Raw genomic sequence first — 26592 nt, forward strand, 5'->3', positions numbered from 1 at the left:
GTCAGGAGGGCGTTATGACCGATCAGGTACTCACCGAGCAAGAAATTCAACAGCATTTTTCTGAGTCTTTACCGCATTGGGTGTATGAGGATGGCTGGATCCGCCGTAAATATAAAACCAATAGCTGGAAGGGCACACTGATGGTGGTCAACACCGTTGGTCATCTGGCCGAAGCTGCCTGGCATCATCCGGATTTAACCGTGTCCTATGCCTTCGTCATCGTCAAACTGTGCACACACAGCGCCAAAGGCATTACGATGAAAGACATCGAACTGGCACGCAAAATTGAAGAAGTAGTGCAATGGCAGCCGCAGTTACAAGCAGGCTCTGCACTGGAAGGTACGCCACAGAGTGACCTGCGCTTCAGCTACGTCAAATACGATTAGTTTCAGTATTCTGCGTCAATAGTTTTCGTTAGCCCAGTTTCAACTGCATGAACACCAATCATCATGCCGGTTTACCACCGGCAATCTTTTTAATGGGTCCCACCGCTAGCGGTAAAACCGCGGCGACCATTGCCTTAGCACAGCGCTTTCCGGTTGAAATTATCAGTGTCGATTCCGCGCTGGTATATCGCGGCATGGATATCGGCACCGCTAAACCCGACGCCGAGACTTTGCGCCAGGCACCGCATCACTTAATCGACCTTATTTCACCGCTGGAACAATACTCCGCGGCACAATTTGCCAAAGACGCCCTGGCACTGATGCATACAGCGACTGCTCATGGTCGTATCCCCGTGCTGGTCGGTGGCACTATGTTGTATTTCAATGCCTTGCAACATGGCCTGAGTGATCTGCCAGAAGCCGATTTAACCATCCGTGCCCAGATTGAAGCGGAGGCGAATGCTTTAGGCTGGCCAGCAATGCATGCGCAATTGGCTAGCATAGACTCAGCAGTTGCCGCCAAGATTCACACCACAGACTCGCAGCGCATAGAGCGCGCATTAGAGGTTTATCGCATCAGCGGTAAATCCATGAGTGCTTTACGTGCGCAGTCGCAAAAAGTATCCCTACCGTTCAATATCCTTAAACTTGCCTTGATGCCGAGTGATCGTAGTGTCTTGCATCAGCGCATTGCCGAACGCTTTCAGCTCATGCTCAAGCATGGCTTTGTGGATGAGGTAAAAAGGTTGTTGCTTGAGTATCCGCAACTCACTGTGGATAGTCCCAGTATGCGCTGCGTTGGTTACCGGCAAGCATTGCAATATTTGAATGGTGATATCGATTTAGCTACTTTGGGTGAGCATGGTGTATACGCCACTCGCCAGCTCGCCAAACGCCAACTCACCTGGCTACGTGGCATGGACGATGTACAGGTATTGGATTGCTTGCGTACGGATTGGGTTGGCGAGGCTCTTACCCTGATTCAGCAACAAACGCAGGCATAAAAAAACCGGACAATGTCCGGTTTTTATTTTATTGCATATCCACTTGGCAAATACTAATAAGCACCATCCTGGCCGACGATCGTTAACCATGCTGTCTTAGCCACGATCAGCATGTCCAGACGCGGGCTCCAATTGCGTAAATACTCCAGGTCATAGTGCACGCGCTGCTCCATCTTTTCCAGCGTGTCGGTTTCGCCACGGAAGCCATTGACCTGTGCCCAGCCGGTAATGCCCGGTTTTACCTTATGACGCACCATATAGCCTTTAATCAGCTTGCGGTACTCTTCGTTATGCGCCACGGCATGCGGGCGTGGGCCAACGACACTCATGCGTCCTTGCAACACATTAATAAACTGCGGCAACTCATCTAATGATGATTTACGCAGGAAGGCACCCAGCGGAGTAATTCTCTGGTCATTCCTTGTTGCCTGAGTGACTGTAACGCCATCTTCCGTAACAGTCATTGAACGGAACTTATAGACCAGAATTTCCTCACCATCCAAACCATAGCGCCGTTGCTTGAAAATAATGGGGCCAGGGGAGGTGAGTTTCACCCCTAAGGCGACCCCTAACAAGATAGGTGAAATCAATATCAACACAAACAGCGAGAACAAAATATCTGCTGTGCGTTTAATTAAACCATCCACGCCGGTAAAAGGTGTTTCACATACCGACACTACCGGAATGCCATTGACGTCAGACACACGGCCTTGAATCAAGTCTGTGACGAAAATATCCGGCACAAAGTAGATGGAAGCGGTGGTGTCTTTTAAATCATCCAACAATTTCAAAATACGCGGGTGACTAGACATTGGCAACGCAATATAGATCGTATGAATCTGGTTGCTTTTGCAATAGGCAGGAATGTCCGTCAGGGCGCCCAGAATTTCAAAGCCATGGTCTTGCGGCGCACGCTCCGGGGCACGATCCTCAAAGAACCCCAATACGGAAACCCGGCTATACTCATCTGCCAGCAAGTTGTTTGCTACGGCCAGGCCTTGTTCATTGAGGCCGATAATGACTGCATTTTTGATAGGGCCCTGCAGGCTGATAAAGAACGGAGAGAGCTCCTTTAGCGCCGTTAACGCAAGAATCTGGGCGATCGGCGTTCCTATTAACCAGGTGTATATAATTTCTGGAGTATACAGCGTGATGTAGCCCGTAATCCTAGCAAATACAAGCACCATGCCCGCAAGCAAAAGCCATTGAAAAATGACATCCCGCACCATTTTCCAAAATCCCAGGCGAATTTTTGCACCGCTAGGAAAAGTCACCGAAAACAGCAATATCGAGGTGAAGAAGATAGAGATAGGAATTCTGTCTTCGAAATAAATAAAAATGCCCCACATAAAAAAGACTAATACGAGGGGCTCTACAATAGACTCGATGAAGTAAAGGGGGCTTCGGGGCCCCGAAGATAATCCGGAGATTGTTCTAATTGGCGGTCTGATAGTTTTTTTCATAGATTACTTATTTCTATATACCGTCCGAGTTTAACCAAATTAATGCTTAACATCAATCGCCGAATGGCAACGCCAACGCAGCCTGGATGTCATAAAACCGTCTTGAAAGCTTGCGTATACTGTTGAGCTGATTTAACAATTCTCATTGCATCTACTAAAAAGTTAAATTTTGGTAGCAAAAAATGTATGTTTACAGGTTAGAATGTAAATCAAACATCATATTTACTATTGCTTAAAAATACATGTCATCCTGCAAGCAATCCCCCAAAGTAAAGATTAAACGTTCGATTCGGTGCTGGCTTGCGCTAACGTTGAGTGCATTTCCTTTTTGCGTGGTAGCTGATGAGTTGGATACGATACAGTTAAACGCTTCACTCAATAAGACATATGATGACAACATCTTCCGTCAGAGCAGCAATGCCATTTCTGATGTCATCACGATTACGACGCTGGGATTTAGGGTTGATAAAACCTACTCATTGCAACGGTTTACTTTAGATGCGTCTTACACAAATTTTAAATATAACCGTACAGACTTTCTTGACTATGACGCTAAAAACTACAATGCAGCTTGGTTGTGGTCACTGACTCCGAATCTGACAGGTAAAATCACTTCAGAGCAAACTCAGGTCTTGAACGATTTTAGAGACTTCGCCAATCCTATTCAAAACATCAGAACCTCAAAAATACAAAGGTTTCGGGCGGAGTACTCACCGCACCAGGTTTGGACGGTCATAGGCGGTGTCACTTATACGGATGTTACCAACAGCCAACAATTTAACGCACAAGCTGACTTTAGCGCGTTTGCGTTTGATTACGGCGCCAAATATAAATTTCCCTCAGGCTCCAGTCTTGCGTTTTTAGGTCATAACCGCCGAGGTGAATATAGTGGCAGACCGGTGAGTGCTATCTTTGACAATGGCTATGACGAGACCGAATTCGAAATCGATGCTGTGTTAAAGGCTTCTGGTAAAAGCAGCTTGACTGCAAAGCTGGCCTATATTCAACGTGAATACGACCACTTAACACTACGCGATTACCAATCGTATATTGGTTATGTCAATTACGACTGGTTCATCACGGGTAAAATGATGGCAAACTTTAATCTCTCGCGTACGGTTTATCCTTTTGAGCAGGCGAATAGTACATACTCATCTACAGACACGCTGAAAAGTGAGCTCATCTACAATGTCACAGATAAAATACAAGCTAGTGTCAATGCCAGGGTATCTGATCGTGATTTTGATGGCCGAGGTCAATTCGGCACCATTGGGCGTACTGACAAAGAAAAAGGATTTGGAGGCTCATTAAAATGGTCTCCAATTAAAAACGTTTCCCTTTCTTTAAACACAGGCAAATCATACCGTAATTCGACTTTATCGCAGTTTGACTTTGATGATACGCTCACCAGTGTCAACCTGGACCTGAAGCTTTAATCTGCAAGCCTTACGATAGGTTTTTAATAATCAAGCGTTTCAGAATGAAAAATATAATTACAAATTTCTGTCTTTTAATACTTACTGGCTGCAGCGGGCAGCAGAACTCAAGCATCAACTCGCCAGTATTGGCTAAAGTGAATGGCGATGAGATTTCAGCCTATACTCTGCAAAATGAATTGAAAGCTTCGCAACAAAATGCAGATGACCGAGCAGTAGCCAAAAAAGTATTTGCCGGATTAGTTGATCGACAGTTACTGGTGCAAGAGGCGCTCAAACTTGACCTGGAAAGAGCGCCTGAGGTAATTCAAGCTATTGAGTCAGCTAAAGCAAAGATTTATGCTCAAGCGTATCTCTCAAAAAAAATAGCAAAGCTGTCGTCAGCTTCTGAAAGTGAGATCAATCAGTACATTGAGTCGCACCCTGATAAATTCGGGCACCGTAAAGTGTTTAAGATGCAAGATGTTGTTTTTGCAAACGACCAGTCCTTACTCGATCTGCCTAGTATTGAAAAAGAAGTATTAACACTCACTGAATTGAAGACTATTTTAAGTACCAAAGGTATCACCTTTGAAACTGGAGACAGTCAACTGTTTACAGACAGGTTGCCAGACAATGTATTGAATAAAATCAAGCCGATGAAAAAAGGCGACTTACTTTTTTTACATAGTAATAACAACATTATCGTAAAATCAATAGAGGATATTGTTGAGCAGCCGATGCCAGAAAAAAGTGCGCATCTGTTCGCTAGCAGGTTGTTGAATCAACAGAAGCAGCAGGAGTTTGTTGCCCAGGAAATTGCAAGACTAAAGGCCCTGGCAACGATAGATGTGTTGGATCCGGAACTGAACGAGCAGTCGCAAGTCGTTAATCATTAGACTAACGTTTACTTTTAGGCTCATTTAATATTATTGAATGATCACCGTAATACAATAGACTTAACTACTTAAAGAGTTATCACTTATGATGAATTTAAAAAATTATTTTGTTATTACATTCCTGTTCTTATTCAGTGTAATAGCCCATGCGGACTATACCTTAGGTGCTGGAGACTATGTCAAAGTCGTTGTCTATGGCGATGCTGAGTTGACGCGGGAAACTCGAGTCTCAGAAGACGGTGTACTGACCATGCCGCTGATCGGAGAGGTCAAAGTCGGTGGTTTAACGACCATTGAGAGTGAAAAGCGGATTGCCGAGCAATTAAAACGTGGCGGCTATATTGCTAACCCGCAAGTTTCCGTCTTGGTGCTTGAGTTTATGAGTAAGTCAGTTTCTGTACTGGGCGGCGTGCCTAAACCAGGACGTTACCCAGTGACTAGGCCAACAGATGTGAAAGATATTCTGGCAGAAGCGGGTGGATTGGTGCCAGATGCCTCTGAGATTATTACGGTAGTGCGAGGCGACAAACGTAGCGAGTACGATTTAAATGAAGTGATCGAGCGTCGCAACGTAAACGATCAGGATGTACGCTTAATTGGCGGGGAAACCATTTATATCAGCACACGCGACGTTGCTGTCGCTGGTCAGGTATTGCGCCCTGGTAAATACGGTATTCAAGGTGGCACACGTAAAATTAGCGACTTCGTAGCATTGGCAGGCGGTGCAACTGAAAATGCCGGTGAAACACTGTTCTTTACTTCTGTGCGCTCAGGTACACCAGTGACACAGGAAATTAATATTGATGAGCTGTTTAAGTCTCCATCCAACGCTTTAAATAAAGAGTTGTTGCCAGGTGACGTTGTATATGTTCCTAAAGCACCGCAAGTGTATGTGTATGGTGAAGTGCAACGTCCTGGCATGTACAAGATTGATAAAAACATGACTGTGATGCAGGCTATTGCCAAATCAGGTGGTTTAACAGTGCGGGGCACACAGCGTTCAGTAAAGTTACACAGAAAAAATTCTGAAGGCGCTACTGTGAAGCAATCTCCGGATCTTACCGCGACTTTGCAAGATGAAGATGTATTGTTTATTGAAGAAAGTCTGTTGTAATTTTAAAGGTTGACTATGAACTTATCTCAGTTAGTGCTGGTTTTAAAAGCACGCTACAAAATGATTTTACTGGTGGCGATCATCACTTTGCTGACCGCTAGCTTGGTGAGCCTGTTGTTTCCTAAAAGCTATAAGGCTGCAACGACGGTCATTCTCAATTACAAGGGTGTAGACCCTGTGACTGGGATGGCGATGCCTGCGCAATTAATGCCAGGTTATATGGCAACCCAGGTCGATATCATCCAAAGTAAAAATGTGACTCTGGATGTGATCAAAAAATTGCATTTGGCTGAGGTTAAATCATTGCAACAACAGTTTGCCGAAGCAACTGAGGGCAAACAGGCTGATATTAATCAATGGCTGGCAGATCTACTGCAACAAAAGCTGTCCATCTTGCCATCCAAGGAAAGCAGTGTTATCAGCATCGGCTATAAAGGGGTGGACCCCGTTTTTGCAGCAACCATGGCAAATGCATTCGCTGAGTCTTACATTAATTTGAGCCTGAAGTTAAAGATCGATCCAGCCATTAAAGCGTCACACTACCTGTCTGAGCAAACCAAGGTCTTGCGTGAGAACGTGCAACAAGCACAAAACAAGCTGGCTGAATATCAGCAAAAACATGGCTTGACCAGTATTCAGGAAGCCTATGATGTAGAAACATCAAAATTGAGAGACTTATCATCACAATATAGTTTGATGCAGTCTCAATCTATTGAGGCTAACTCACGCCGTAATGATGCTACAAAAAACATGAGCGACTCTCCTGACGTGGTTCAAAATCCGATTGTGCAGAACCTTCGCATGAACTTGTCTACTGCTGAGTCTAAATTGGCTGAAATGGGGCAACGCTACAGCAAGAACCACCCGATGTACATTGCCTCGGAAGCTGAAGTGAATAAACTAAGAAGCCAATTGAATACCGAAATTGATCGCACAGTCGTTAGTCTGAGTAACAATGCAAACATCAACTCTCAACGTTTGGGAGATGTTAAGGCGCAACTGGAAAAGCAAAAGCAGAGAGTGCTTGAGTTAAACAGATCTAGATCAGACTTGCTGATTCTGGAGAGAGAAGTACAAAGTGCTCAGAATGCCCTGGAATCTGTAAATAACCGCTTTAGCCAAACTGCGCTAGAAGGGCAATCTAACCAAGGCGATATTTCAGTACTTGAAACAGCTGTACCTCCAATTGAGCCCAGCAATCCAAGCTTATGGCTGATTGCACCATTTTCCGTGATTATCGGTGCTTTGTTAGGATGTCTGTTTGCACTGCTTGCAGAAATGCTGGATCGTCGCATTCGTAGCAAGGACGACATTCTTGCATTGGGTGAAATTCCAGTTTTTGAATACAGCATCAAGCCAGTCTAGTTTTTAGCTGGCCCTTTAGAAAACAACTTATCAGGCAAAAAGTGATTGCGTATGAATATTATTGAAACAGAGAACAAAGCGCCTTTGAAAACAGTTTCTTCCAGTATCGGGCACCTGTTGCTTGATATGGGGAAAATTACTGAGAAAGATGCTGAGCGTATTCTTAAGTTTCAGAAAGAAAAATCAATGCGTTTTGGCGAGGCTGCCTTGGCATTGGGTTTTGTTTCTATAGAAGATATCAATCAGGCATTGTCTTATCAGTTTGATTATCCTTATATCACCCCGGATAAAGCTTCATTTAATACAGGTTTAATTGCAGCATTTGATCCGTTCTCGAAACAAGTTGAATCCCTGCGCTCTTTACGCACGCAATTAATTTTGCGCTGGTTTGAACGCGGCTTTAAAACGATTGCAGTTTCATCAGCCAGAGAAGCAGATGGTGCGAGTTTACTGGCGTCCAACCTGGCAGTTGTATTCTCTCAACTGGGTGAGCGTACACTGTTGATTGATGCCAACTTGCGTGACCCATCCCAGCATAAGTTATTCAAGCTGAACAACCATCATGGCTTGTCTGATATTCTGGTAGGCAGAGCTTCAACAGATGTTGTAGTCAGAATCCCTTCTTTATTGAATTTAAGCATTTTGACAGCTGGTGCAACGCCTCCTAATCCACAGGAGCTTCTCAATAAAGACGCACTGGATGATTTACTAAACAGCTTTGCTGAACACTACGATGTGATCATTATCGATACCTCGCCACTATTGCAGTCGTCAGATGCGCAAATTGTCGCCAAAAAAGTGGGGGGCGTATTGATTTCTACACTGCAAAACATCACTACCCTAAAAGATACTCAAGAAGCATATGAGGCCTGTCGCAGCTTAGGCATTGATGTTCAAGTTGCTTTGAATGCGGGCTAGCATGTCAGTTGCACCAGTGACAAGCCCTGCTGGGTCAAATCAGAAAATGTATGGCTATATTGCTATATTGCTATCGATCTTGATCCTGTTTACACCAGTATTTCATGACCTGTTCGTCACTGTCTGGAATACTGATACCCAATCGCATGGACCAATTGTATTGGCTATCGGCATCTGGTTCTTCTACTTTAAGACCAGGCAAATCCTGGAAAAGCCGCAAACATTCAAGCCTGCACCCACTGTCGGCTGGCCATTTATTATATTCGGTGCCAGCTTATACATCGTAGGCTACTCACAGAGTGTTTATATCATCTCTATCTTGTCGTTGGTATTTATACTATGCGGCCTGCTGTGCATTATTTTCGGGGCTAAAATAGCCATTAAATACTGGTTTGCCTTGTTCTTTTTCGTATTCCTCATTCCTTGGCCAACATCAGTGATTGATACACTGACTCAACCAATGAAAATTGCCGTCTCTTTTGCTGCAGATCATCTCTTGTATGCACTGGATTACCCAATTGCGCGCTCAGGGGTAATCCTGCAAATTGGTCAATATAAGCTGTTGGTGGCTGATGCCTGTGCTGGCCTGAACTCATTGTTTACCTTGGAAGCCATTGGTCTGTTGTATATCAATGTGATCAACCATCAGGCCTTTTGGCGTAATGTATTGCTCGCAGTATTGATCGTCCCAATCTCTTTTATCTCAAACGTATTGCGCGTTTGCACGCTCGCTTTAATCACTTTTCATATGGGTGACGAAGCAGGGCAGGGCTTCTTACATAATTTCTCAGGCATGGTACTTTTCCTGACTGCATTGATTTTGATTATTGTGATTGACTCACTCATTCAAAAAGTTGCCGAAAAATTCAAACTTAATAGCTTGCTGAGCCAAGATTAGTGCCTACGATGAAAGATTTATACCTCAAACTACCGGACGTGAAACTTGCCACAGGGTTGCAACTATTACTGGTCAGCATCGTGTTCCTCGGCGTAGCAAGCTTCCTCAAGCCGCATGAACACTATGCAAAAAGTGAGAGTAACTTTGAGAAAAATATTCCCAGAGTGATCAATGGCTGGGTCGAGGTTCAACAGTCAACCCCTCAAGTAAGTGTTGTCAGTGATGAAAAAAGCCTGATTAATCAGCTATATGATGACACCCTGATGCGCACTTATGCTGACAAGGATGGCAATCAGGTGATGGTTGCCTTGGCCTACGCCAAAGAGCAACGCCAGGATGTGAAAATACACCAACCTGACATCTGTTATCCGGCACAAGGCTATCAAATGCAGAAAACAGACATTGTCTCTTTTGATCAGATCAAGACAACGGCTCCGGTGATTGGTAAGCGCCAGCTATACTATGGTCAAAACCATTTTGAGGCAGTCAGTTACTGGATTCGTGTCGGTGACCGCACTATGACCTCTGGGCTGCAAATGCGTTTAAAAATCATTGCTGATGGCTTGTTCAAGAGACGCCTTGATGATGGCATTCTGGTTCGCGTTTCATCAGTGTTAGCAGATGACTCCAAAACGAAAGAGGCTTATGAATTACATGAGAAATTCCTTGGGGAATTTTCCAGTGTAGTTGAAGAACAGTCGCCAGGCTTACTCCTACCAAACTAATTAGAATTGTGATTGCATGTCTGCGGCTTCAAACGTCAAATGGGTTGCTGTTTCACAAACAGCAAGAATAGTCTCACAGCTAGCAAACATTTTTGTCCTTGCACGGATACTGCCGCCAAGTGATTATGGCTTAATGGCCATGGCAACGGTCGTGACTAATTTTGCATTATTGCTTCGCGATCAAGGAACATCGGCTGCCATTATTCAAAAAGAAGGCCTGGCACACAACACTATCAATACTGTTTTTTGGTTCAATATATTGGTTGGTGTGTTGATTGCGATCATCATTATGGCTTGCTCGCCATTAATTGCGGGCTACTTTAAACATAGTGAGCTCATTAATATCTTACTGATGCTTGCAATTGTATTTCCGATATCAAGTTCATCAATATCGCATCAAGCACTACTGGAGCGTGAGTCTAAATTCAAGAAGCTGGCTTTTATCGAACTCACTTCATCGATAATTGCCATGGTAGTCGCCGTTATTGCTGCGCTGAATGGTGCAGGAGTTTACAGCCTGGTGTTACAAGCCATATTAATGGCGTTATTGTCCTCCATACTTATCTGGATCACTTCAGACTGGCGCCCAAAAGGCAAACCAACAATCGGCGAGTTGAAAGCGATTCTGCCGTTTACAGGGCACATGACAGCATTTCAGGTCATTACCTATTTTTTTAGAAACGCCGACAGCATGGTTGTTGGTCGATTGCTAGGCGCAGTTTCTCTAGGGGTATATTCAATGGCCTATAGAGTGATGCTATTGCCTGTGCAGAATATCACCTGGGCCGCTTCCAGGGCTTTATTCCCAGTGATGAGCCGTCAGCAGAATGCCCCCGATGAAATGGGGAAATTATATTTGCAAACATTGGGCTTTATTGCTTTTCTGACCGCACCTTTAATGGCAGGCATATTTTCCGTCAGGGAAGTGTTCGTTGAGGTTGCGTTTGGGCAGCAATGGCTGCAAGTTTCAAGTGTTCTGGCATGGTTAACGCCCGTAGGCTTTATGCAATCAATCTCCAGCACAACGGGAACCGTATTTATGGCGCAAGGCAAAACAAAACTACTCATGTGGGTATCTTTGTTTAATGCTGTCTTGCATCTGCTTGCATTTTGGCTAGGCGCACAACACGGCGTCAGTGGTGTCGCGGAATGGTATTTTTATGCAAGTGTTATTTCCGGGCTCATTTCCTTGAGAATTGCTGGTAGCTTGGTTAACTGTAGTGCGATACAGATGCTTGATGCCTGTATTCGTCCTCTAGCCATTGCCGTCATCATGTCTGTGGTCCTAAGAGCGATTTATTGGCATTCACTTGGCATGTGGTGGAACAATGTGGCTGCGTTAGTGGTGTTGACAAGCTTGGGTATCACTATTTACTTCGCAGCATATTACCTGTTCCTGAGGGAAACCTTTAACAGTTACCTGTCGAAAATATTTAAAAACAAAACGGCTTGAGTGCATCTATATTGACTACCGAAAGATATTAGGTTTCATGAATAAAATTTTGATGGTTTCAATGTTCTTCCCTCCAACATTTGGCGGTGCCTCCGTGCAATCTTTGAGGCTGGCTAAAGAGTTAATAAAACAGGGCTGCCAGGTTGAGTTTTTATCTGACAATGCAACGAAACCGACGATATATAATGACCAGTACGATGGCGTAGTCGTGACTCGTTTAAAAACCTATTCTGAAAATTTACATTCGAAAATCCGTGAGCTGATTTTCTCGATTAAGCTTATCAAGTTCTTATTATTTAGACCTGACCTCAAAATCGTCCACTTTCATGCTATCCGTGGATTGGAATTATTGACGTTCCCGATTATCAGGTTGATGGGGAAAAAAGTCATTCTCAAACTAACACTGGTTGGTGTTGATGATCCCATGGCGTTTAAAAGCCGGAAGTTACTGTCGCCGTTTTTCATGTGGGGGTTAAGATCAGCAAATCACATGATTGCAATTTCAGAAGAGCTTCAGCAACGGTCTTACCAAGCTGGCTTTGATGATCAGGTAGTCAAAAAAATCTTTAATGGTTTTGACGAAGAAAACTTCTTTATTCCTGATCCTGAATTGAAGAAAAGCCTACGTGAAAAGTTAACCATTCCAGCGACAGCTCCAGTTTTTCTCTCCGTTGGTAAAGTTGAACATCGCAAAGGATATGATTTGCTATTGCAGGCCTTTGCTGACATTCAAAAAAGCATGCCAGAAGCAACGCTTGTCATAGTTGGACCAGACAATGTGGAGTCTAATAGCTATTATGTGAGCTTGTCGGCATTTATTGCTAAGCAGCAGTTAAAAAACATTCATTTTGTTGGTAGGCAATACAATGTGCATGAATTTACAAAGGCGGCCGATTATTTTCTATTCTGCTCAAGACAAGAAGGTTTCGGTACAGTCATGATTGAGGCAATGGCTTGTGGCTTGCCAACTGCTGCCATGAATATTCAGGGTGTGACTGAAGATATCATCACAGATCACAGGATTGGTACTATTAACTATTCGCACAATCCAGCAGAGTTTGCGCAGCAGACACTCAACTTGATACAGACGGCTAAACAAGCGGATATCCAAGCCGCAGTAAAAACGCTAAGTGATAAGTTTTCAATTTCTAATATAGCCAAGAGCTATATTCATTTGTATCGTCAACTCAGTGACCATCAACAATAGGCAAAAAAGTGGCTAAATTAACCGTAAATAAACCAAAAGCACTGCTGGTCTTTTTGGCTATTTTTGCCAGCCTATTTTTTGGCTTGGCTTCGCTAACCTTTGTGCAGTTAATCAACACGAATTATGTGTTTTTATTAGCACCGCCAGTTGTACTTGTGATTGGCCTGTTGTTTTTCTTCGACCGCTATGCTTTTTTCTTATTAGTCATTGTGACCCGGGCGTCGTTAGACTCGGCATTCAACGCAATTAAATTAGGAAGTTTTGGCTTAGGCGCCGTTTTAAATGCATTAGTAATTTTGATCGCATTGCTGACTTTATTTGAGAAGCCAGTCAAATTAAATGTTGATCTGAATAGCCTTAAAAAGTCTTGGTTATTTTTCTTGGTTTTGGCATTCGTATCCACTTTTTACGCGCCTTCATTTGTTCCCAGCTTAAAAGTGTTCTTAATCTATGTTTCCTATGCATCAATGTTTGCACTAGGTTTGCATGTGGTCAAAAAGCCAGAAGACTTTGACAAGTGGATTAAAGCGATAGCCTTATCATCACTGATTCCGATGCTTTACTGCATATACTCCATTGCACTTGGTACTGGTGGCTTGAAGCTTTATCGCTATGAAGGTTTGCGACTACAAGGCACCTTCCCGCATGCCAATCCATTTTCGACTTATTTAGTTCTCATTATTTCAGTCTGCTTTTACTTATTCAAAGCTAAAACCATTAGCATTTCCTCAAGTGTTAAAAGGCTGTTGCCCATCTATATACTGATTTTAATTGGTATGCTGCTCATGACAAAAACAAGGTCTGCCTGGGGCGTAACCTACTTGTTTTTCCTGATGTATGCATTGCTACAAGAGCGCAAATTCCTGGTGGTTGTGGTGGCTGCACCGTTTTTTGCGCTTCTCATTCCTGAGGTGCAAGACAGGATTGCTGACTTGACGACAGGTAATGACTTCGGGTCGACAGGCTATGAAAGATTAAACTCTTTTGCCTGGCGGGTGAAAATCTGGGGCGATAGTATCGCCTGGATGAATAATAGCCATTACATTTTCGGATACGGTGTTTCCAGCTTTCAGCAATTCTCTCAAAAATTTGCGATGGCCAACGCATTCCAAACACAAGACTTTGATATTAATGCCCACAATATTTACGTTCAGACGTTCTTTGAACTTGGGATAGTGGGGTTATTCATTCTGCTGGCATTATTCACGAACTTCTATCGGATGCTGTTTAAGATATATAACCGAGATAAGTTATTAATTTTTACAGTGACGGCTGTTTTCACTCAAATTCTACTGCAGTCATTTATGGATAACTTGCTGGACTATCTGATTGTCGAGTGGTACATGTGGTTTCTGATCGGTATTTCAATCAGTAAAGTATCTTTGTCGAATTCTACGCCAGCGCAAACCACTACGCTAAAACCAATCGCATAGTTCTCTATGTATCGGCCTGGTTGCTGACGATATCTAATTTAGTTTATTAAAGAGCTTTTTATGTACACTGTTTCAATTATAGGCACTGGTTATGTCGCCGACTTTTATATGCGCTCACTGCAAACATTCAGCGATATTAAGGTCTTAAAGGCATATGATATCAATCCTGAACGTTTAAAGGTTTTTTGCGACTATTGGCAAGTCACACCAGCAAGCTCATTAGCTGAAGTATTAGGTCAAGAATCTGCTGAAAAACCCTCCTTAGTACTTAATCTCACAAACCCGCATGCACATTACGAGGTGAGTAAGGCATGCCTTGAGGCTGGTTTGCATGTGTATAGTGAAAAACCATTAAGTATCAGAATGGATCATGCTTTTGAATTACATGCGCTAGCCAAAGAAAAGAATTTGATATTGTCTTCTGCACCGTGTAGCTATCTCAGTGAAGTTGCACAGACGATATGGTTAGCGTTACGCAATCAGATGATCGGTCAGCCATTATTGGTGTATGCCGAACTGGACGACGACTATGTCACACAAGCCCCATATCAAAAATGGATGAGTGAGTCAGGCGCGCCATGGCCATATGAGGATGAATTTAAAGTTGGCTGTACTTTAGAGCATGCCGGGTATTATTTGTCATGGCTGATGATGATGTTTGGCAGCGTTGAAAAGGTCGTTGCAGCTTCTGCGGAACTCATCAAAAACAAAATCCCAGGTGTAAGTAAAACTGCGCCGGACTATTCAACGGCGACCCTGTTTTTCAAATCAGGCATTGTGGCCAGAATCACCTGTGGTATTGTTGCGCCGCACAATCATGGCTTGCGCATTATTGGCGACGATGGGGTCATCGAGGTAAATGAGTCCTGGAATAACGCAGCAACAGTTAAAGTCAGAAAACGCTTTGTGTTAAGACGCCGCCTGGTCAATAGTCCTTTTGCCAAAAAAGTGAAACTAAAAGGCCCCACACACCCGATGGCACCAAGAAAAGGTGCCACCGCGATGAACTTTGCACTTGGCCCATATGAAATTCTGCAATCCATTAAGGATGGGCGCAGCTCAAGAAGCACTGCTGATTTTTCATTACATTTAAATGAAGTGACCTTGGCCATTCAAAATGCCATGGATAACACTGGTGTACAGATCATGAAAACGGAATGTCCAGAACTGTTACCCATGCCATGGGCAGGCGCTCTTAAATAAGTAGTTTCACCCGCAATACACCCTCGAAAGACTTTATGCGTATCGCTTACTTTACTAGTATCTATCCCAGAGCTACTGACACGTTTATTCAGCGTGAAGTCAGTGGCTTAAGGCAACGGGGCCATGAAGTCGTAACCATTGCAGTCAATCGCCCACAGGCAGCACATTTGGTCAGCGATGAAATCAAGCAGATATTTGAAACGACTACCTATTTATTGCCATTTAATCCGCTGAAATTACTGTGCTTGAACATTAAATCAGTCGTGCAAAATCCCAAACTGTTTTTTCGCACATTCAGGATTGCTTTAAAGTCTGCCAGGCCGGGAGTAAAAGGGTTTATTTATCAACTTTTTTACTTTCAGGAAGCACTCATTCTTGCTGAGTTGCTCAAGTCACAATCGATTGACCATGTACACAATCACTTCGGGGATAGTAGCGGCACCATTACCATGCTTGCCAGCCTGCTGGCAGGCGTAGATTACAGCATTACCATTCATGGCCCCCACATCTTTTTTGAACCAATGGTCTGGGCACTTGACTTAAAACTTAAATACGCAAAATTTATCGCATGTATTAGCCACTACTGCAAAAGCCAGTTGATGTTGTTTTCAAATGCTGAAGATTGGCATAAGTTAAAGATCGTGCATTGTGGTATCGACTTTAATTTATTCAATTATGACCCTACGCCCGCGAGAGAATTAACTGATACACCAGCCAAGATGATTTATGTTGGACGTTTGTCCTCTGAAAAAGGCGTGCAGATTTTATTGAAGAGCCTTTCAGCGCTACATGCAAAAGGATTCGACTTCAAGATGACTTTTCTGGGAGACGGCCCTGAGCGCCATAACCTGGAAATGCTTACAAAAGAAAATGGATTAAGTGAAAAGGTCATTTTTGCCGGATTTGCAAGTCAGGAAACCGTCAAGCAAACACTCAGTGATAGTGATATTTTCATTCTGCCGAGCTTTGCTGAAGGCGTACCGGTTTCCTTTATGGAAGCTATGGCGACAGGGGTTCCAGTGATAGGAACCAATGTCGGCGGGGTTACAGAACTGATTGAACATGGCGTCAGTGGTATCGTGGTTCCACCTGCAGATGTTGATGGCCTTGAAGCTGCCATTTCAATGTATTTGGAAAGCCACGAATTACGTAGCAAGGTAAAATCAACCGCCTATGCTCATGTTGTAAAGCACTTTAATTTACAGCATGAAATAGACAAGTTGGCTGCACATTTTATTGAATAGTTGCTAGACGGAGTGCCCAATGAAACCTACCATCATTAGCTCAACATTGATACGTTTATCATGCGTGTGCTTTATTTTGGGCTCCGCAATAGTACAGGCACAGAGTGTAAGTAAATTTGAGTCGTTTGAGGTTCCATTTTCAGCGCAATCACTTTGGAATAGTAAGCCGGTAAACCCCGTCTTTGATGACTTTGTGATTCCGACATCCAGCTACTTTCCAGCCATGCAAGAAGGTAAGTACTCCACGCATTGCTTTTTGGCCACAGCCAAAGATGCGCCTATGCAGGTCAAGCCGCCCGTCGGCAAAAAGGGCATTTACGATGCCGATGCAGAAAGCACCAGTGAAGAAATCACCATTCCGCATTGGCCAGCGAATTTAGTGCCGGCAGAAGGCGGGGATGGTCATGCCGATATTTTTGATACGACCACAGGGATTATCTATTCATTTTGGCAATTGAAAAAAGTGGATGATGTTTGGCGTACGACACATATTGGCTGGATGCCGTTAAATGGAACGGGGTGGGGAGACCCAGCGCATTACCATCAAGGGTCGAGGGCATCTGGTGTTCCATCCTGCGCCGGGATTATCCGCAAGCATGAATTAAACGATGGTAATGATATGTACCATCATGCTTTAGCTATTTCACTGACTAACAACGCATTGTCACCTTCACCCGCCTATATGTTTCCAGCGACAATTGCAGATGCAGGTGCGAAAAGAAATACCGGGAAAGTCCCTGAAGGCGCATTAATGATGTTGCCACCAGATTTCGATACATCCACCATCACTAATGCCGAGTTGAGAAAGGTAGCAAATACCTTGAAGGTTTATGGTGCCTATGTAGTGGATATGAATTACGGTACCCCATTTTTGGTATATGTTGAAATCGGTTCTGGATTGAGAATTCATAAAAATGGCTGGGATAATAAGGCCGGTCAGGAGTTACATGTCATCAGAGAGGGCCTACGCATGGTGAAAAGCGCCAGTAGCTGGATCGATGGCAATGGGCAAACATTTACGCCGAACAAAAACCTGAACCTGCTCTCAATGAGAGGGCCATGGGTGCCGTCAAATGGAAAGCCATTGGCTAAGTTTGTCCCAACCCAGCAAGCTGTTGTATTCCAGAATACGGACTCGCCAGTGATACAGACCAATTATTCAGATCGCACGATGCCAGCCGTTGATTGGGCTAAACCGCAAAAGGGACAGCGTTATACCTTAAAGGCCGTGACCAGTGGGGGGGCAAAATTGCGCTTCAAACTGATTGATAAGGACACTAAAAAACAGGCTTATGATAGTCAGGATCTTCAAAATAACGAGACGGTTACGTTTGATTGGCCTGTCGATAACTTTTACCCTATCGTTGTCGTGACGAGTGGGGTTGGTGATACTTCATCAGCGCGCGGTATATTGCTGCGAGCGACAGATAAATAATTTAGATTTAATAGGATTTCGCTATGATTTATGATGCATGCATCGCACTCTTTTACTTTGTATTATTGCTATTGGCGATTCCGGTTTTAACCTTTTCCTTTCAAATCCTCGTTGCCATCATCCCCGGGTACCGTAAAACTTCAATAGCCCCAAGCCAGGAACGAATTGCGATCCTGATCCCGGCACATAATGAGTCGGCAGGTATCGAGCATACCTTGCAATCAATTAAACAACAGGCAACTGCCAACACAAGGATTGTGGTTGTGGCTGATAACTGCACTGATAACACTGCTGAAGTTGCAAGAAAAGCCGGGGTAGAGGCCATTGAGCGATTCGATCAGGAAAAAAGAGGTAAGGGTTATGCACTCGATTTCGGTCTGCAGTTCCTGAAACAATCTCCACCAGAAATGGTGATGGTATTTGATGCAGACTGTCAGATTGATACCGGGACGATAGACGCGCTGGCAAATGCGGTAACTTCCAGACAAAGTGCCATTCAGGCACTTTATTTGATTCAGTCCAAGCCTGGTGGCGATATCAAGTCCAAAATTGCCGAATTTGCCTATGTCGTGAAAAGCTGGACCAGGCCACTGGGCTTTCATCGCCTGGGCTTACCCATGCAGCTGATGGGATCCGGCATGGCATTTCCGTGGCAGCAAATTGAGAATGCTAACCTGGTGCATGGCAGTATCGTTGAGGATATGAAGCTGGGCATCGATTTAACCATCGCCTATCGGGCGCCTGGCTTTTGCCCTGAAGCCTATGTCACTAGCTTGTTCCCTGAACATGATGCAGGCACTGAATCCCAAAGAAAGCGCTGGGAGCATGGTCATATCAGCATGATTGTCAAAGAGGGCGTGCCACTCCTGCTTAAAGGTATCAGGTCTTTCAACTTCTCAATCATTGCTATGGCGCTGGATTTGATCGTTCCACCATTGGCATTACTCTTTTTGCTCTCCGCATTATTTGCCTTGGTTTCTGCCGTCGCATGGTTTATGACTGGTGATGCGCAACCATGGTCATTGGGAGTAGGGGTGTTTGTACTATTCACAGGCTTTGTTTTAATTGCCTGGTTCAAGCATGGTAGAAATATTTTGCCTTTAATGTCCCTGTTCGCATATGCGCCCGTCTATGCACTCAGTAAAATCAAGCTGTATCTGAACTTCTTCAAAAACCGTCAGGTCGAGTGGGTCAAATCCAGAAAAGACTAAAATAATTAGAGAAAAAGAATATTAGTATGGCCTCATCGCAAGCTAGGAAGTTTAAAGTTGAAGAGTTGGAGAGTGTGCGCGGAATCGCCGCTCTGCTGGTGGTTTTATACCACCTTCCCAATTGGAATCCATTTATTCACCACTTGCCCATCATTCATGGTGCCGGTTTTATGGTAGATCTGTTCTTCGTACTCTCCGGCTTCGTTATTTTCACGGCTTACCAGAACAAGCTGAAAAGCTGGAGCGATGTCGCCAGATTTCAGTTTTTGAGATTCGGGCGCTTATATCCCGTGCATTTATTGATGCTGGTTATCTATCTAATGATTGAGACCCTGAAATACGTATTGCAAACTAAATTTGGTATTGCCNNCAATTTTTATGCATTTTTGCGAGAGTTCTTTTTAGTCAAAGCCTTCTGGCCCAACGAAACGGCGATGACGTTTAATAGCCCCGCCTGGTCGATTAGTGCTGAGTTTTATACCTACCTGATTTTTGCGGTCATTACGCTATATCTGAATAAAATAAAAACCTTTGTTTTTCCTCTGATTAGTTTAATTTGTATTTCTGCTCTTTTCTTGTATCAGCCGGAACACTACAACTTTATGTTACGTTGTTTGGCCGGTTTTTTCACCGGCTGCACAGTGGCATATTTCATACTGAAGCATGGCCACGCAGATGGCGCTTTACTGCCTGTATTTACCATACCGCTATCTATCGTCCTAATATTGAGCGTCACTATATTAGCGAGTGGGTTCTATGGGTACGGTCTTATTATTTACCCAGCCAGCGCTTTATTAATTGCAGGAATTTTACTAACGCCAGACAATATATTTAAGCGTTATCTTTCAAAGACCTGGCTCATCTGGCTGGGTACTGTTTCCTATTCGCTCTATATGTCTCATGGCGCAGTGTTGTGGTTCTACAACCAAGTCATTCGCGTTGCTTTTCATCACCCTGAAGTCGTTATACGCGGCATTTCTACCCCGCAATTCACTACTGGGCAATCCATACTGCTTAGCATCATTTACCTTATGATTTGCTTCACGCTGGCACAACTCATGTACTCGTACATTGAAAAGCCATTCCGTGAAAAATCACGTCGTTTTTTAAATATCAAAAACTAAAATTTCGTCGCTTTTAGCCTGCCATTTCAAGTGGAAATACTCTTTTCTCGAGTTTTTCCACGCCCAACACCATTAACCATTAACCATTNNACCATTAACCATTAACCATTAACCATTAATAACTAGTTATTCAAAAATGTAATCTTTTTCCGGCTTTTCCACTTTTTCCCGCCTTAAAGTGTTAACTTTAGTTTATTTATGTCTTGCATTGTTTTTAAGTATTGATGTAAATTGTATTAATATTAATTAATTATTGGCAAGGGGGCCGGAATGTTGAAATTAAACCATGTATATAAAAATGCATTTGCCATCAGTTTAGCGTTCTCAAGCATCAACGCTTTGGCTGCAGAGTTTGAGAGTTATCTGCAACCTTTCACCGCAGATTCATTGTGGAATAGTGTTCCGGTGTCACCCACATTCTCAAACTACATCATTCCTGACTCTCTATACAATCCAACAGCAAATACTCCAGCTTTTTCTGCTTCATGCTTTTATGCCGATGCCACTGACGCAGCCATGACAATTAAGGTGGGTCCAGGCTATGGTGGAATTCACGACCGGGATGCGGAAAAGCTTGTTTCAGAGCTCACCATTCCACATTGGCCTGCAAATGTAATGCCTGCAACAGGTGCAGATGGTCACGCAGACATTCTGGACGTGCCAAATAAAGTGATTCATTCTTTTTATAAATTGAAAAATGTTAATGGTGAGTGGACTTCGCTACTTTATGCATGGTCGCCATTAAATGGCACGGGTTGGGGTGACCCGGCACATTATTACCAAGGAGGCCGCGCAACAGGCGTAGCAGCTTGTGCTGGCATGATCAGGATTCATGAAGTCGATGACGGAGATACTATGTTCAGGCATGCATTAGCGGTTTCGTTGACCGATAATGCATTATCAACATCATACGTATTTCCAGCGACTTCTACAGATGTCAATGTCTCTAACTATACCGGACAAATTCCAGAAGGAGCCTTATTGATGCTGCCTTCAAGTTTTGATGTTTCCAAGATTCAAACCCCCTTAGTCAAGAAAATAGCGAATACGCTGAAAACGTACGGTGCGTATGTCATTGATCGAAACTACGGTACACCATATGTTGTTTATTCAGAGATCGGCGCTGCGACTCGCGTAACAGGCAGTGGTTGGTATGAGCTGACCTTGATTCAGAAAGCGTTGCGTATGGTGACTTCAGTACAAGGGTGGGTAGATGGTAATGGCAACAGCTTTCAAGCCAATCAGAACCTGAATGTACTTTCGTTTAGAGGCCCTTGGGCGAGAGGCTATAACTACCAGGCAGATAGCGATGTTTGCAGCAACAACTGCGGCCAGCTTGGTAAATTTGACTCCATGCAACAAGCCGTTGTCTTTGATACAACTGATGAAGAGATTACCCAATCCAACCCCTCTGGTCGTTCAGTGACACATGTCTCCTGGGCTAAACCCAAGAAAGGTTATAAATATCAACTGACTGCAGCTACCACTGGCGGTGGAAAACTCAGGTTTGTGATTCGTGATCCGGAAAAAAATGACTATATTAGTTATGACTCAACGGCGCTGATTGACGGTCAGAGTGTCACTTTCACCTGGCCTTTGGACAACTACGATACGACAGCCATAGCCATTAGCGGAGTGGGAGAGCCCTCTACCGTATCAGGCTCTCTGGTGCGTATTGAGTAGGTAACAAGGCAATCACTTAAGCTTTACTTTTAGTCCCCAACTCATTTAAGAACTTTCTGACAGGCACTTCTATAAAATGATAGCTAAAAGCGGCAATGATGAAGGCAGCGGCTACCAGGAAGACTCTAGGGAGCCCTTGATGGATCATCTTGTAACAGGGTTGTTGCCATAGTTAGAGCGAAAATGAAATTAGCCCGATTCTGGTTAACAATGGATGGCATAAAAATCTCATCAGCGATTGAATAGCCAGACTCAATTAGCTGTTATTCGGCGTTTGCCTTAAACCTCATCTCAACCTGTTCATCCCCCGCCACCGCGGGCTCCTTCACTTTTGAATGGTATATTTTTTGCTTAGCAATCTTGCTGATTGATATTAAAGCAAGATTATCAAGCAATTTAAACCATGGTGTTCATCAAACTTCCCAACTTGGTCACTTTGCAAAAAACATTGCGTGAATGTTGTGACAAGTTCTGACAGGTTTTATGGCCCTGATTGACTGGTATTCTGATCTAACTTAGGCAAAGCAACGAGTTTGATTCATGCAACTTGCTGATCATTTAAATCATAACCTTACCCTTTAGGAGTAAATGATGAAAGCATTCACACAAGTGCCTTTTATTACCCAGACTTGCCTAGCCTCATTACTGCTATTTACTGCCATCAATGCTGTCAGTGCTATAGACCCTAATGTTCCGAGCGCTCAAATACGTACAGATACTGCTAGCGATCAAGTGCGCATGGGGCAATACTACACAAAGCCTTTTGCGACGAATTCGTTTTGGAATAGTCGACCAATCTCGCCAAGTTTTTCAGATTTTGTGATACCTCTTGCCAAATTCAACCCCTTAATTGACTCTGGTATATACTCTTCCGGCTGTTTTTTTGCCGATGATTCAAGCGGTCCCATGGTTGTAAAACCTATCCCCGGGTCAAAGGGTGTGTATGACGCGGATGCAGAAACCTCTCTGCCTCAGGTGGAGATCTCTCATTGGCCTGCTGACTTAGTACCAGCAGCCGGAGGCGACGGTCATGCCGATATTTATGATGTTTCAACCGGGATAATCCATTCATTTTGGAGACTAAAAAACATCAATGGCGTATGGACAGCTAATTTGTATGCCTGGTCTCCGATCAATGGTTCTGGTTGGGGCGACCCGTCGCATTATTATCATGGGGCAAGAGCCGTTGGGATTGGTGCTTGTGCTGGGATTATCCGCAAACATGAATACACCAGCAGTGACCCAATTTACCCACACGCGTTAGCGATGTCACTGGATACAACCGGCGCTGCGCCTGGCTATGTTTACCCAGCCACGTCGGCTGATCACTACAGCGCAACCAATACCGGCAAAATTCCAGAAGGCGCATTAGTTATGCTGCCGCCGAGTTTTAATGTCTCTCAACTAAAAACGCCAGAGTTAATCAAGATTGCGAATACATTGAGGGTGTATGGTGCCTATGTCGTTGATGGTAACTATGGGACCCCTTTTGTGATCTATGCAGAAACGGGTTCTGGGCTCAACTTGCATAAAAATGGCTATAACTTAAAAGCCGCTAATGAATTACACTTAATTCGCCAGTCTTTGCGTATGGTGACTTCAGTCAAGTCTTGGATTGATGCCTCAGGCAGGGCGTTTATTCCAGAAAAGAATTTGAATATCTTATCCATGCGTGGACCTTGGGGCGTCAAGCGTGGAACCGTATGGGATAAAGCTGACCCCTTAGTTGGAAAATTTAACACCTGGAAGCAGGCTGTCGTTTTTGGTCCGACAACATCGCGTATCTCGCAGTCCAATCCATCCGGTCGTTCTATCAGTCAAATTTCATGGGCCAAGCCTATCGCTGGTGAGAAATTTAAACTCACCGCGATTACAACGGGTGGCGGTCAATTGAGACTGATTATGTACGATCAACAATGGAAAACCAGGGTTGATACTTACGATCTAGCCAATGGACAATCTGCGTCTTTTGTGTGGCCTGCTGGCGAGCTTTACTTCAGCTTGTATGCGACCAGCGGCATTGGTCCCAGCTCTAGCGTAAGTGGCACATTATTGCGCGTTAAGTAGTTCAAACTTCGTATAGAAATACCTAATTATTTTACTCTACGCGTCGGTGGTTATATGCTCTTCAATTGCGTTGCCAGAGCATAACCGCCGGGTGTGACTCTTCAAAATCATTAACTATCAAGGTCGGCCCAGGATATGCTGGGATTCATGATCGGGATGCTGAGAAGATGGTTTTAGAACGGACTACTCCCCATTGGCCAACGAATATGATGCCTGCAACGGATTCTGAGGGTCACACCGATATGATTCAAAGGCGCTGGTTGACGGGCAGAGTGTCACTTTTACCTGGTCATTTGATAACTACGATACGACCACCATCGTAATTAGCGGGGTGGGGAGCCCTCTACCGTATCGGGCTCTCTGGTGCGTATTGAGTAGGTAACAAGGCAATCACTTAAGCTTTACTTTTAGTCCCCAACTCATTTAAGAACTTTCTGACAGGCACTTCTATAAAATGATAGCTAAAAGCGGCAATGATGAAGGCTGCAGCTAACAGGAAGACTCTAGGGTGTCCTTGATGAATCATTTTGTAACAGGGTTGTTGCCATAAGTAGAGCGAGAATGAGATCAGTCCAATTCTAGTTAACAATGGATGGCATAAAAATTTCATCAAATAGTCTGGTAATTCTTTGATCGTGCAAATGGCGATAGCGACACAAATAGTTCCCAGACTATATTTGATCGGATCCGGAATAGGATTAAGGTTGAATGCGATTGCCAGCGCAAGCAGTGCGATAGAGGTGAGCGGATGCACCTTTTTGTCTGACTGGTTAAAAAGCAGAAAGCTGATCACACCAATTAAAATCGAAGCACTCCTTGTATCTGATCGCCAATAGACATTGTAATAATCCAGGTGCTGGCCAAAAGTGAGCAAGGCGCCATTCGCCAGAAAAATCAGACAAAGTGCAATGAGCGGTTTCGTTGGATCGAATTGATATTTCCTCGATAAAAAGGCAATCAATGCCAGCAATATATAAGTGTGCTCTTCAATACACAGTGACCAGATATGATCCAGTACCGGCGTATGGCTGACATATATGCTGTAGTAGTTATAGGTGAATGTCAGTGTCGCCAATACACTTTGGTAACCGACATGCAAATCGGTTTCTGTTCGGCCAAAGATGACCCACATGGCAATAATGAATATAAACAGTGCTGGCCATACGCGTGAGATTCGTCTTTTAAAAAAACTGGGCAAGGGCGTATGTTTTATAAATAAAATCTCAGCCATCAGCCGCCCGCTTAATACAAAAAACATCTCCACACCAAACCTGCCAGCATTGAAGCCGTGGATGTTAAGAAAGTGGCCGATAAGCACCGCCAGGATTGAGAGACCCCGCCAGCCATCGAGGTAGGCGTAGCGTGTCAGGTGATTAACGTTGCTCATTTTTCAACCATTCAACAGAACTTAAAAAACTTTGCTCATAAGTCATGAATGAAAGGTTGGCAGAGATTTTTTGTGCATCCAGAAAAATATGTTGCTTGAACAGCCGAACTAAAGAGGGGGGGAGTGGCTCTGGTAGCTGGTTGGCCAGATGACCTTGTTTCGCTTTAGCGAGCAGTTTTTGAGAGATTTTGACCGCGGGACTGAATGCTTTTGAGTCCAACTTGAGTTGTAGCGGGTGGATGCGCTTGACCGGCGTTGCATCAATTGCCTGTGCCAGGTCAATAAAATATTGGTTCCATCTTGGACTGTCTGGCGCAGCCAGATTGAAGTGCTGAATTTCCCCTGCTGCTAATGGCATCTCGAGTCCGAAATGAATGGCTTTGACGACATCATCGACATGCACCAGATTACTCCAGCCATCACCCGCACTGCCCAAATCGCCTAGGCGATAGGTTTTAAGCAGGTTGGCAATACGCTCTACCCATTGCACACTGCCTGGACCATGGATGCAGCCCGGGCGAAAAACAACGACTTTGCCACCCGCCTGCGCATAGGCTTGCATGTGGCTTTCAGCCTCGCATTTGGCAGCGGCATACCAGTTGTAATCTGGGTCAAAAGGAGATGTTTCTGTAATCACACCTTCACTGGCACCATACACTGACATGGTGCTTAAATGCACAATCGTCGGTTTGTCTGCTGCCAAGGCGGCTTGCGCGAGAATGTGTGCCCCCGCGCCAATCGAGTCTTTACTGCCTGCAACGCAATTCACCACAGCGTCCACATTGTGCAATTGTTTGGTCAGGTCTGCCAGATTCATGCTGTCGACAATGACATGATTGGCAATATTGCTGCGCATTCTGCCTCTGGAGGCGGCAATCGATGAAATGTTTGAATTCTGCAAGTGCGCGTGCAGGCGACTGCCCACGTGCCCGGTAGCGCCAAGGATTAAGACTTTCAT

General features: G+C 44.2%; 22 protein-coding genes. 19 read left to right on the plus strand and 3 right to left on the minus strand.

Annotation, left to right across the window (positions count from 1 at the left end):
* The first annotated feature begins 14 nt into the window (after positions 1 to 14).
* Together B3355_RS12890 and miaA are read left to right on the plus strand one after the other, a co-directional pair.
* Complete coding sequence (locus tag B3355_RS12890; protein WP_024931204.1) at positions 15 to 386, plus strand: 4a-hydroxytetrahydrobiopterin dehydratase; 372 nt, start codon at positions 15 to 17, stop codon at positions 384 to 386.
* 47 nt (positions 387 to 433) lie between these two features.
* Positions 434 to 1390 (plus strand): tRNA (adenosine(37)-N6)-dimethylallyltransferase MiaA, encoded by a 957-nt coding sequence (gene miaA, locus B3355_RS12895; protein WP_292784656.1) that lies wholly within the window; start codon positions 434 to 436, stop codon positions 1388 to 1390.
* 53 nt (positions 1391 to 1443) lie between these two features.
* Here the strand turns inward: miaA and B3355_RS12900 are convergent, their stop codons facing one another.
* Positions 1444 to 2739: an undecaprenyl-phosphate glucose phosphotransferase gene (locus B3355_RS12900; protein ID WP_019882402.1), complete on the minus strand. Its 1296-nt coding sequence runs from the start codon at positions 2737 to 2739 to the stop codon at positions 1444 to 1446.
* 425 nt (positions 2740 to 3164) lie between these two features.
* Here B3355_RS12900 and epsL point away from each other — a divergent pair, with 425 nt between their 5' ends.
* From epsL to B3355_RS12985, 17 genes are all read left to right on the plus strand, one after another.
* Entirely contained in the window at positions 3165 to 4289 is a 1125-nt protein-coding gene (gene epsL / locus B3355_RS12905; protein WP_235273253.1) for an XrtB/PEP-CTERM-associated polysaccharide biosynthesis outer membrane protein EpsL, read from the plus strand.
* A 44-nt stretch (positions 4290 to 4333) separates the two neighbouring features.
* Positions 4334 to 5167 carry an EpsD family peptidyl-prolyl cis-trans isomerase gene (locus B3355_RS12910; protein WP_292784662.1) on the plus strand — a complete coding sequence of 278 codons (834 nt, stop codon included), beginning with the start codon at positions 4334 to 4336 and terminating at the stop codon, positions 5165 to 5167.
* 85 nt (positions 5168 to 5252) lie between these two features.
* The gene (locus tag B3355_RS12915; protein WP_047517909.1) at positions 5253 to 6281 is read left to right on the plus strand and encodes an SLBB domain-containing protein; all 1029 of its coding nucleotides are present in this window, start codon (positions 5253 to 5255) and stop codon (positions 6279 to 6281) included.
* Positions 6282 to 6296: 15 nt separating this feature from the next.
* Positions 6297 to 7646 carry a chain length determinant protein EpsF gene (epsF, locus tag B3355_RS12920; protein WP_047517912.1) on the plus strand — a complete coding sequence of 450 codons (1350 nt, stop codon included), beginning with the start codon at positions 6297 to 6299 and terminating at the stop codon, positions 7644 to 7646.
* A 51-nt stretch (positions 7647 to 7697) separates the two neighbouring features.
* A complete protein-coding gene (gene epsG, locus B3355_RS12925) occupies positions 7698 to 8564 on the plus strand; it encodes a chain length determinant protein tyrosine kinase EpsG (protein WP_292784669.1) in 867 nt (288 codons plus the stop codon).
* Between the two features lies 1 nt (position 8565).
* Positions 8566 to 9462 carry an exosortase B gene (xrtB, locus tag B3355_RS12930; protein ID WP_200884057.1) on the plus strand — a complete coding sequence of 299 codons (897 nt, stop codon included), beginning with the start codon at positions 8566 to 8568 and terminating at the stop codon, positions 9460 to 9462.
* 8 nt (positions 9463 to 9470) lie between these two features.
* Complete coding sequence (locus tag B3355_RS12935) at positions 9471 to 10187, plus strand: exosortase C-terminal domain/associated protein EpsI (RefSeq protein WP_292784673.1); 717 nt, start codon at positions 9471 to 9473, stop codon at positions 10185 to 10187.
* 16 nt (positions 10188 to 10203) lie between these two features.
* The gene (locus tag B3355_RS12940) at positions 10204 to 11640 is read left to right on the plus strand and encodes a lipopolysaccharide biosynthesis protein (protein ID WP_292784676.1); all 1437 of its coding nucleotides are present in this window, start codon (positions 10204 to 10206) and stop codon (positions 11638 to 11640) included.
* 37 nt (positions 11641 to 11677) lie between these two features.
* Complete coding sequence (locus tag B3355_RS12945; protein WP_292784679.1) at positions 11678 to 12847, plus strand: glycosyltransferase family 4 protein; 1170 nt, start codon at positions 11678 to 11680, stop codon at positions 12845 to 12847.
* 8 nt (positions 12848 to 12855) lie between these two features.
* On the plus strand, positions 12856 to 14280 hold the full coding sequence (locus B3355_RS12950; RefSeq protein ID WP_047517927.1) for an O-antigen ligase family protein: 1425 nt from the start codon (positions 12856 to 12858) through the stop codon (positions 14278 to 14280).
* A gap of 60 nt (positions 14281 to 14340) precedes the next feature.
* Positions 14341 to 15483 (plus strand): Gfo/Idh/MocA family protein, encoded by a 1143-nt coding sequence (locus B3355_RS12955; RefSeq protein WP_292784682.1) that lies wholly within the window; start codon positions 14341 to 14343, stop codon positions 15481 to 15483.
* Between the two features lie 35 nt (positions 15484 to 15518).
* Entirely contained in the window at positions 15519 to 16727 is a 1209-nt protein-coding gene (locus B3355_RS12960; RefSeq protein WP_292784685.1) for a glycosyltransferase family 4 protein, read from the plus strand.
* Between the two features lie 19 nt (positions 16728 to 16746).
* Positions 16747 to 18162: an Atrophin-1 multi-domain protein gene (locus tag B3355_RS12965; RefSeq protein WP_292784688.1), complete on the plus strand. Its 1416-nt coding sequence runs from the start codon at positions 16747 to 16749 to the stop codon at positions 18160 to 18162.
* 23 nt (positions 18163 to 18185) lie between these two features.
* A complete protein-coding gene (locus B3355_RS12970; RefSeq protein ID WP_047517938.1) occupies positions 18186 to 19373 on the plus strand; it encodes a glycosyltransferase family 2 protein in 1188 nt (395 codons plus the stop codon).
* 26 nt (positions 19374 to 19399) lie between these two features.
* Entirely contained in the window at positions 19400 to 20497 is a 1098-nt protein-coding gene (locus B3355_RS12975; RefSeq protein WP_292784691.1) for an acyltransferase family protein, read from the plus strand.
* 270 nt (positions 20498 to 20767) lie between these two features.
* The gene (locus tag B3355_RS12980; RefSeq protein WP_292784694.1) at positions 20768 to 22180 is read left to right on the plus strand and encodes a hypothetical protein; all 1413 of its coding nucleotides are present in this window, start codon (positions 20768 to 20770) and stop codon (positions 22178 to 22180) included.
* 588 nt (positions 22181 to 22768) lie between these two features.
* Positions 22769 to 24247 (plus strand): Atrophin-1 multi-domain protein, encoded by a 1479-nt coding sequence (locus B3355_RS12985; RefSeq protein ID WP_235273263.1) that lies wholly within the window; start codon positions 22769 to 22771, stop codon positions 24245 to 24247.
* A 394-nt stretch (positions 24248 to 24641) separates the two neighbouring features.
* Here the strand turns inward: B3355_RS12985 and B3355_RS12990 are convergent, their stop codons facing one another.
* Together B3355_RS12990 and B3355_RS12995 are read right to left on the minus strand one after the other, a co-directional pair.
* Positions 24642 to 25634 (minus strand): acyltransferase family protein, encoded by a 993-nt coding sequence (locus B3355_RS12990; protein ID WP_292784697.1) that lies wholly within the window; start codon positions 25632 to 25634, stop codon positions 24642 to 24644.
* Positions 25621 to 26592, minus strand: coding sequence for an NAD-dependent epimerase/dehydratase family protein (locus tag B3355_RS12995; RefSeq protein ID WP_292784700.1), 972 nt, complete (start codon positions 26590 to 26592; stop codon positions 25621 to 25623). The genes B3355_RS12990 and B3355_RS12995 overlap by 14 nt, the downstream gene beginning before the upstream one ends.

The organism is Methylophilus sp. UBA6697, from assembly GCF_002454655.1.
Taxonomy (GTDB): domain Bacteria; phylum Pseudomonadota; class Gammaproteobacteria; order Burkholderiales; family Methylophilaceae; genus Methylophilus.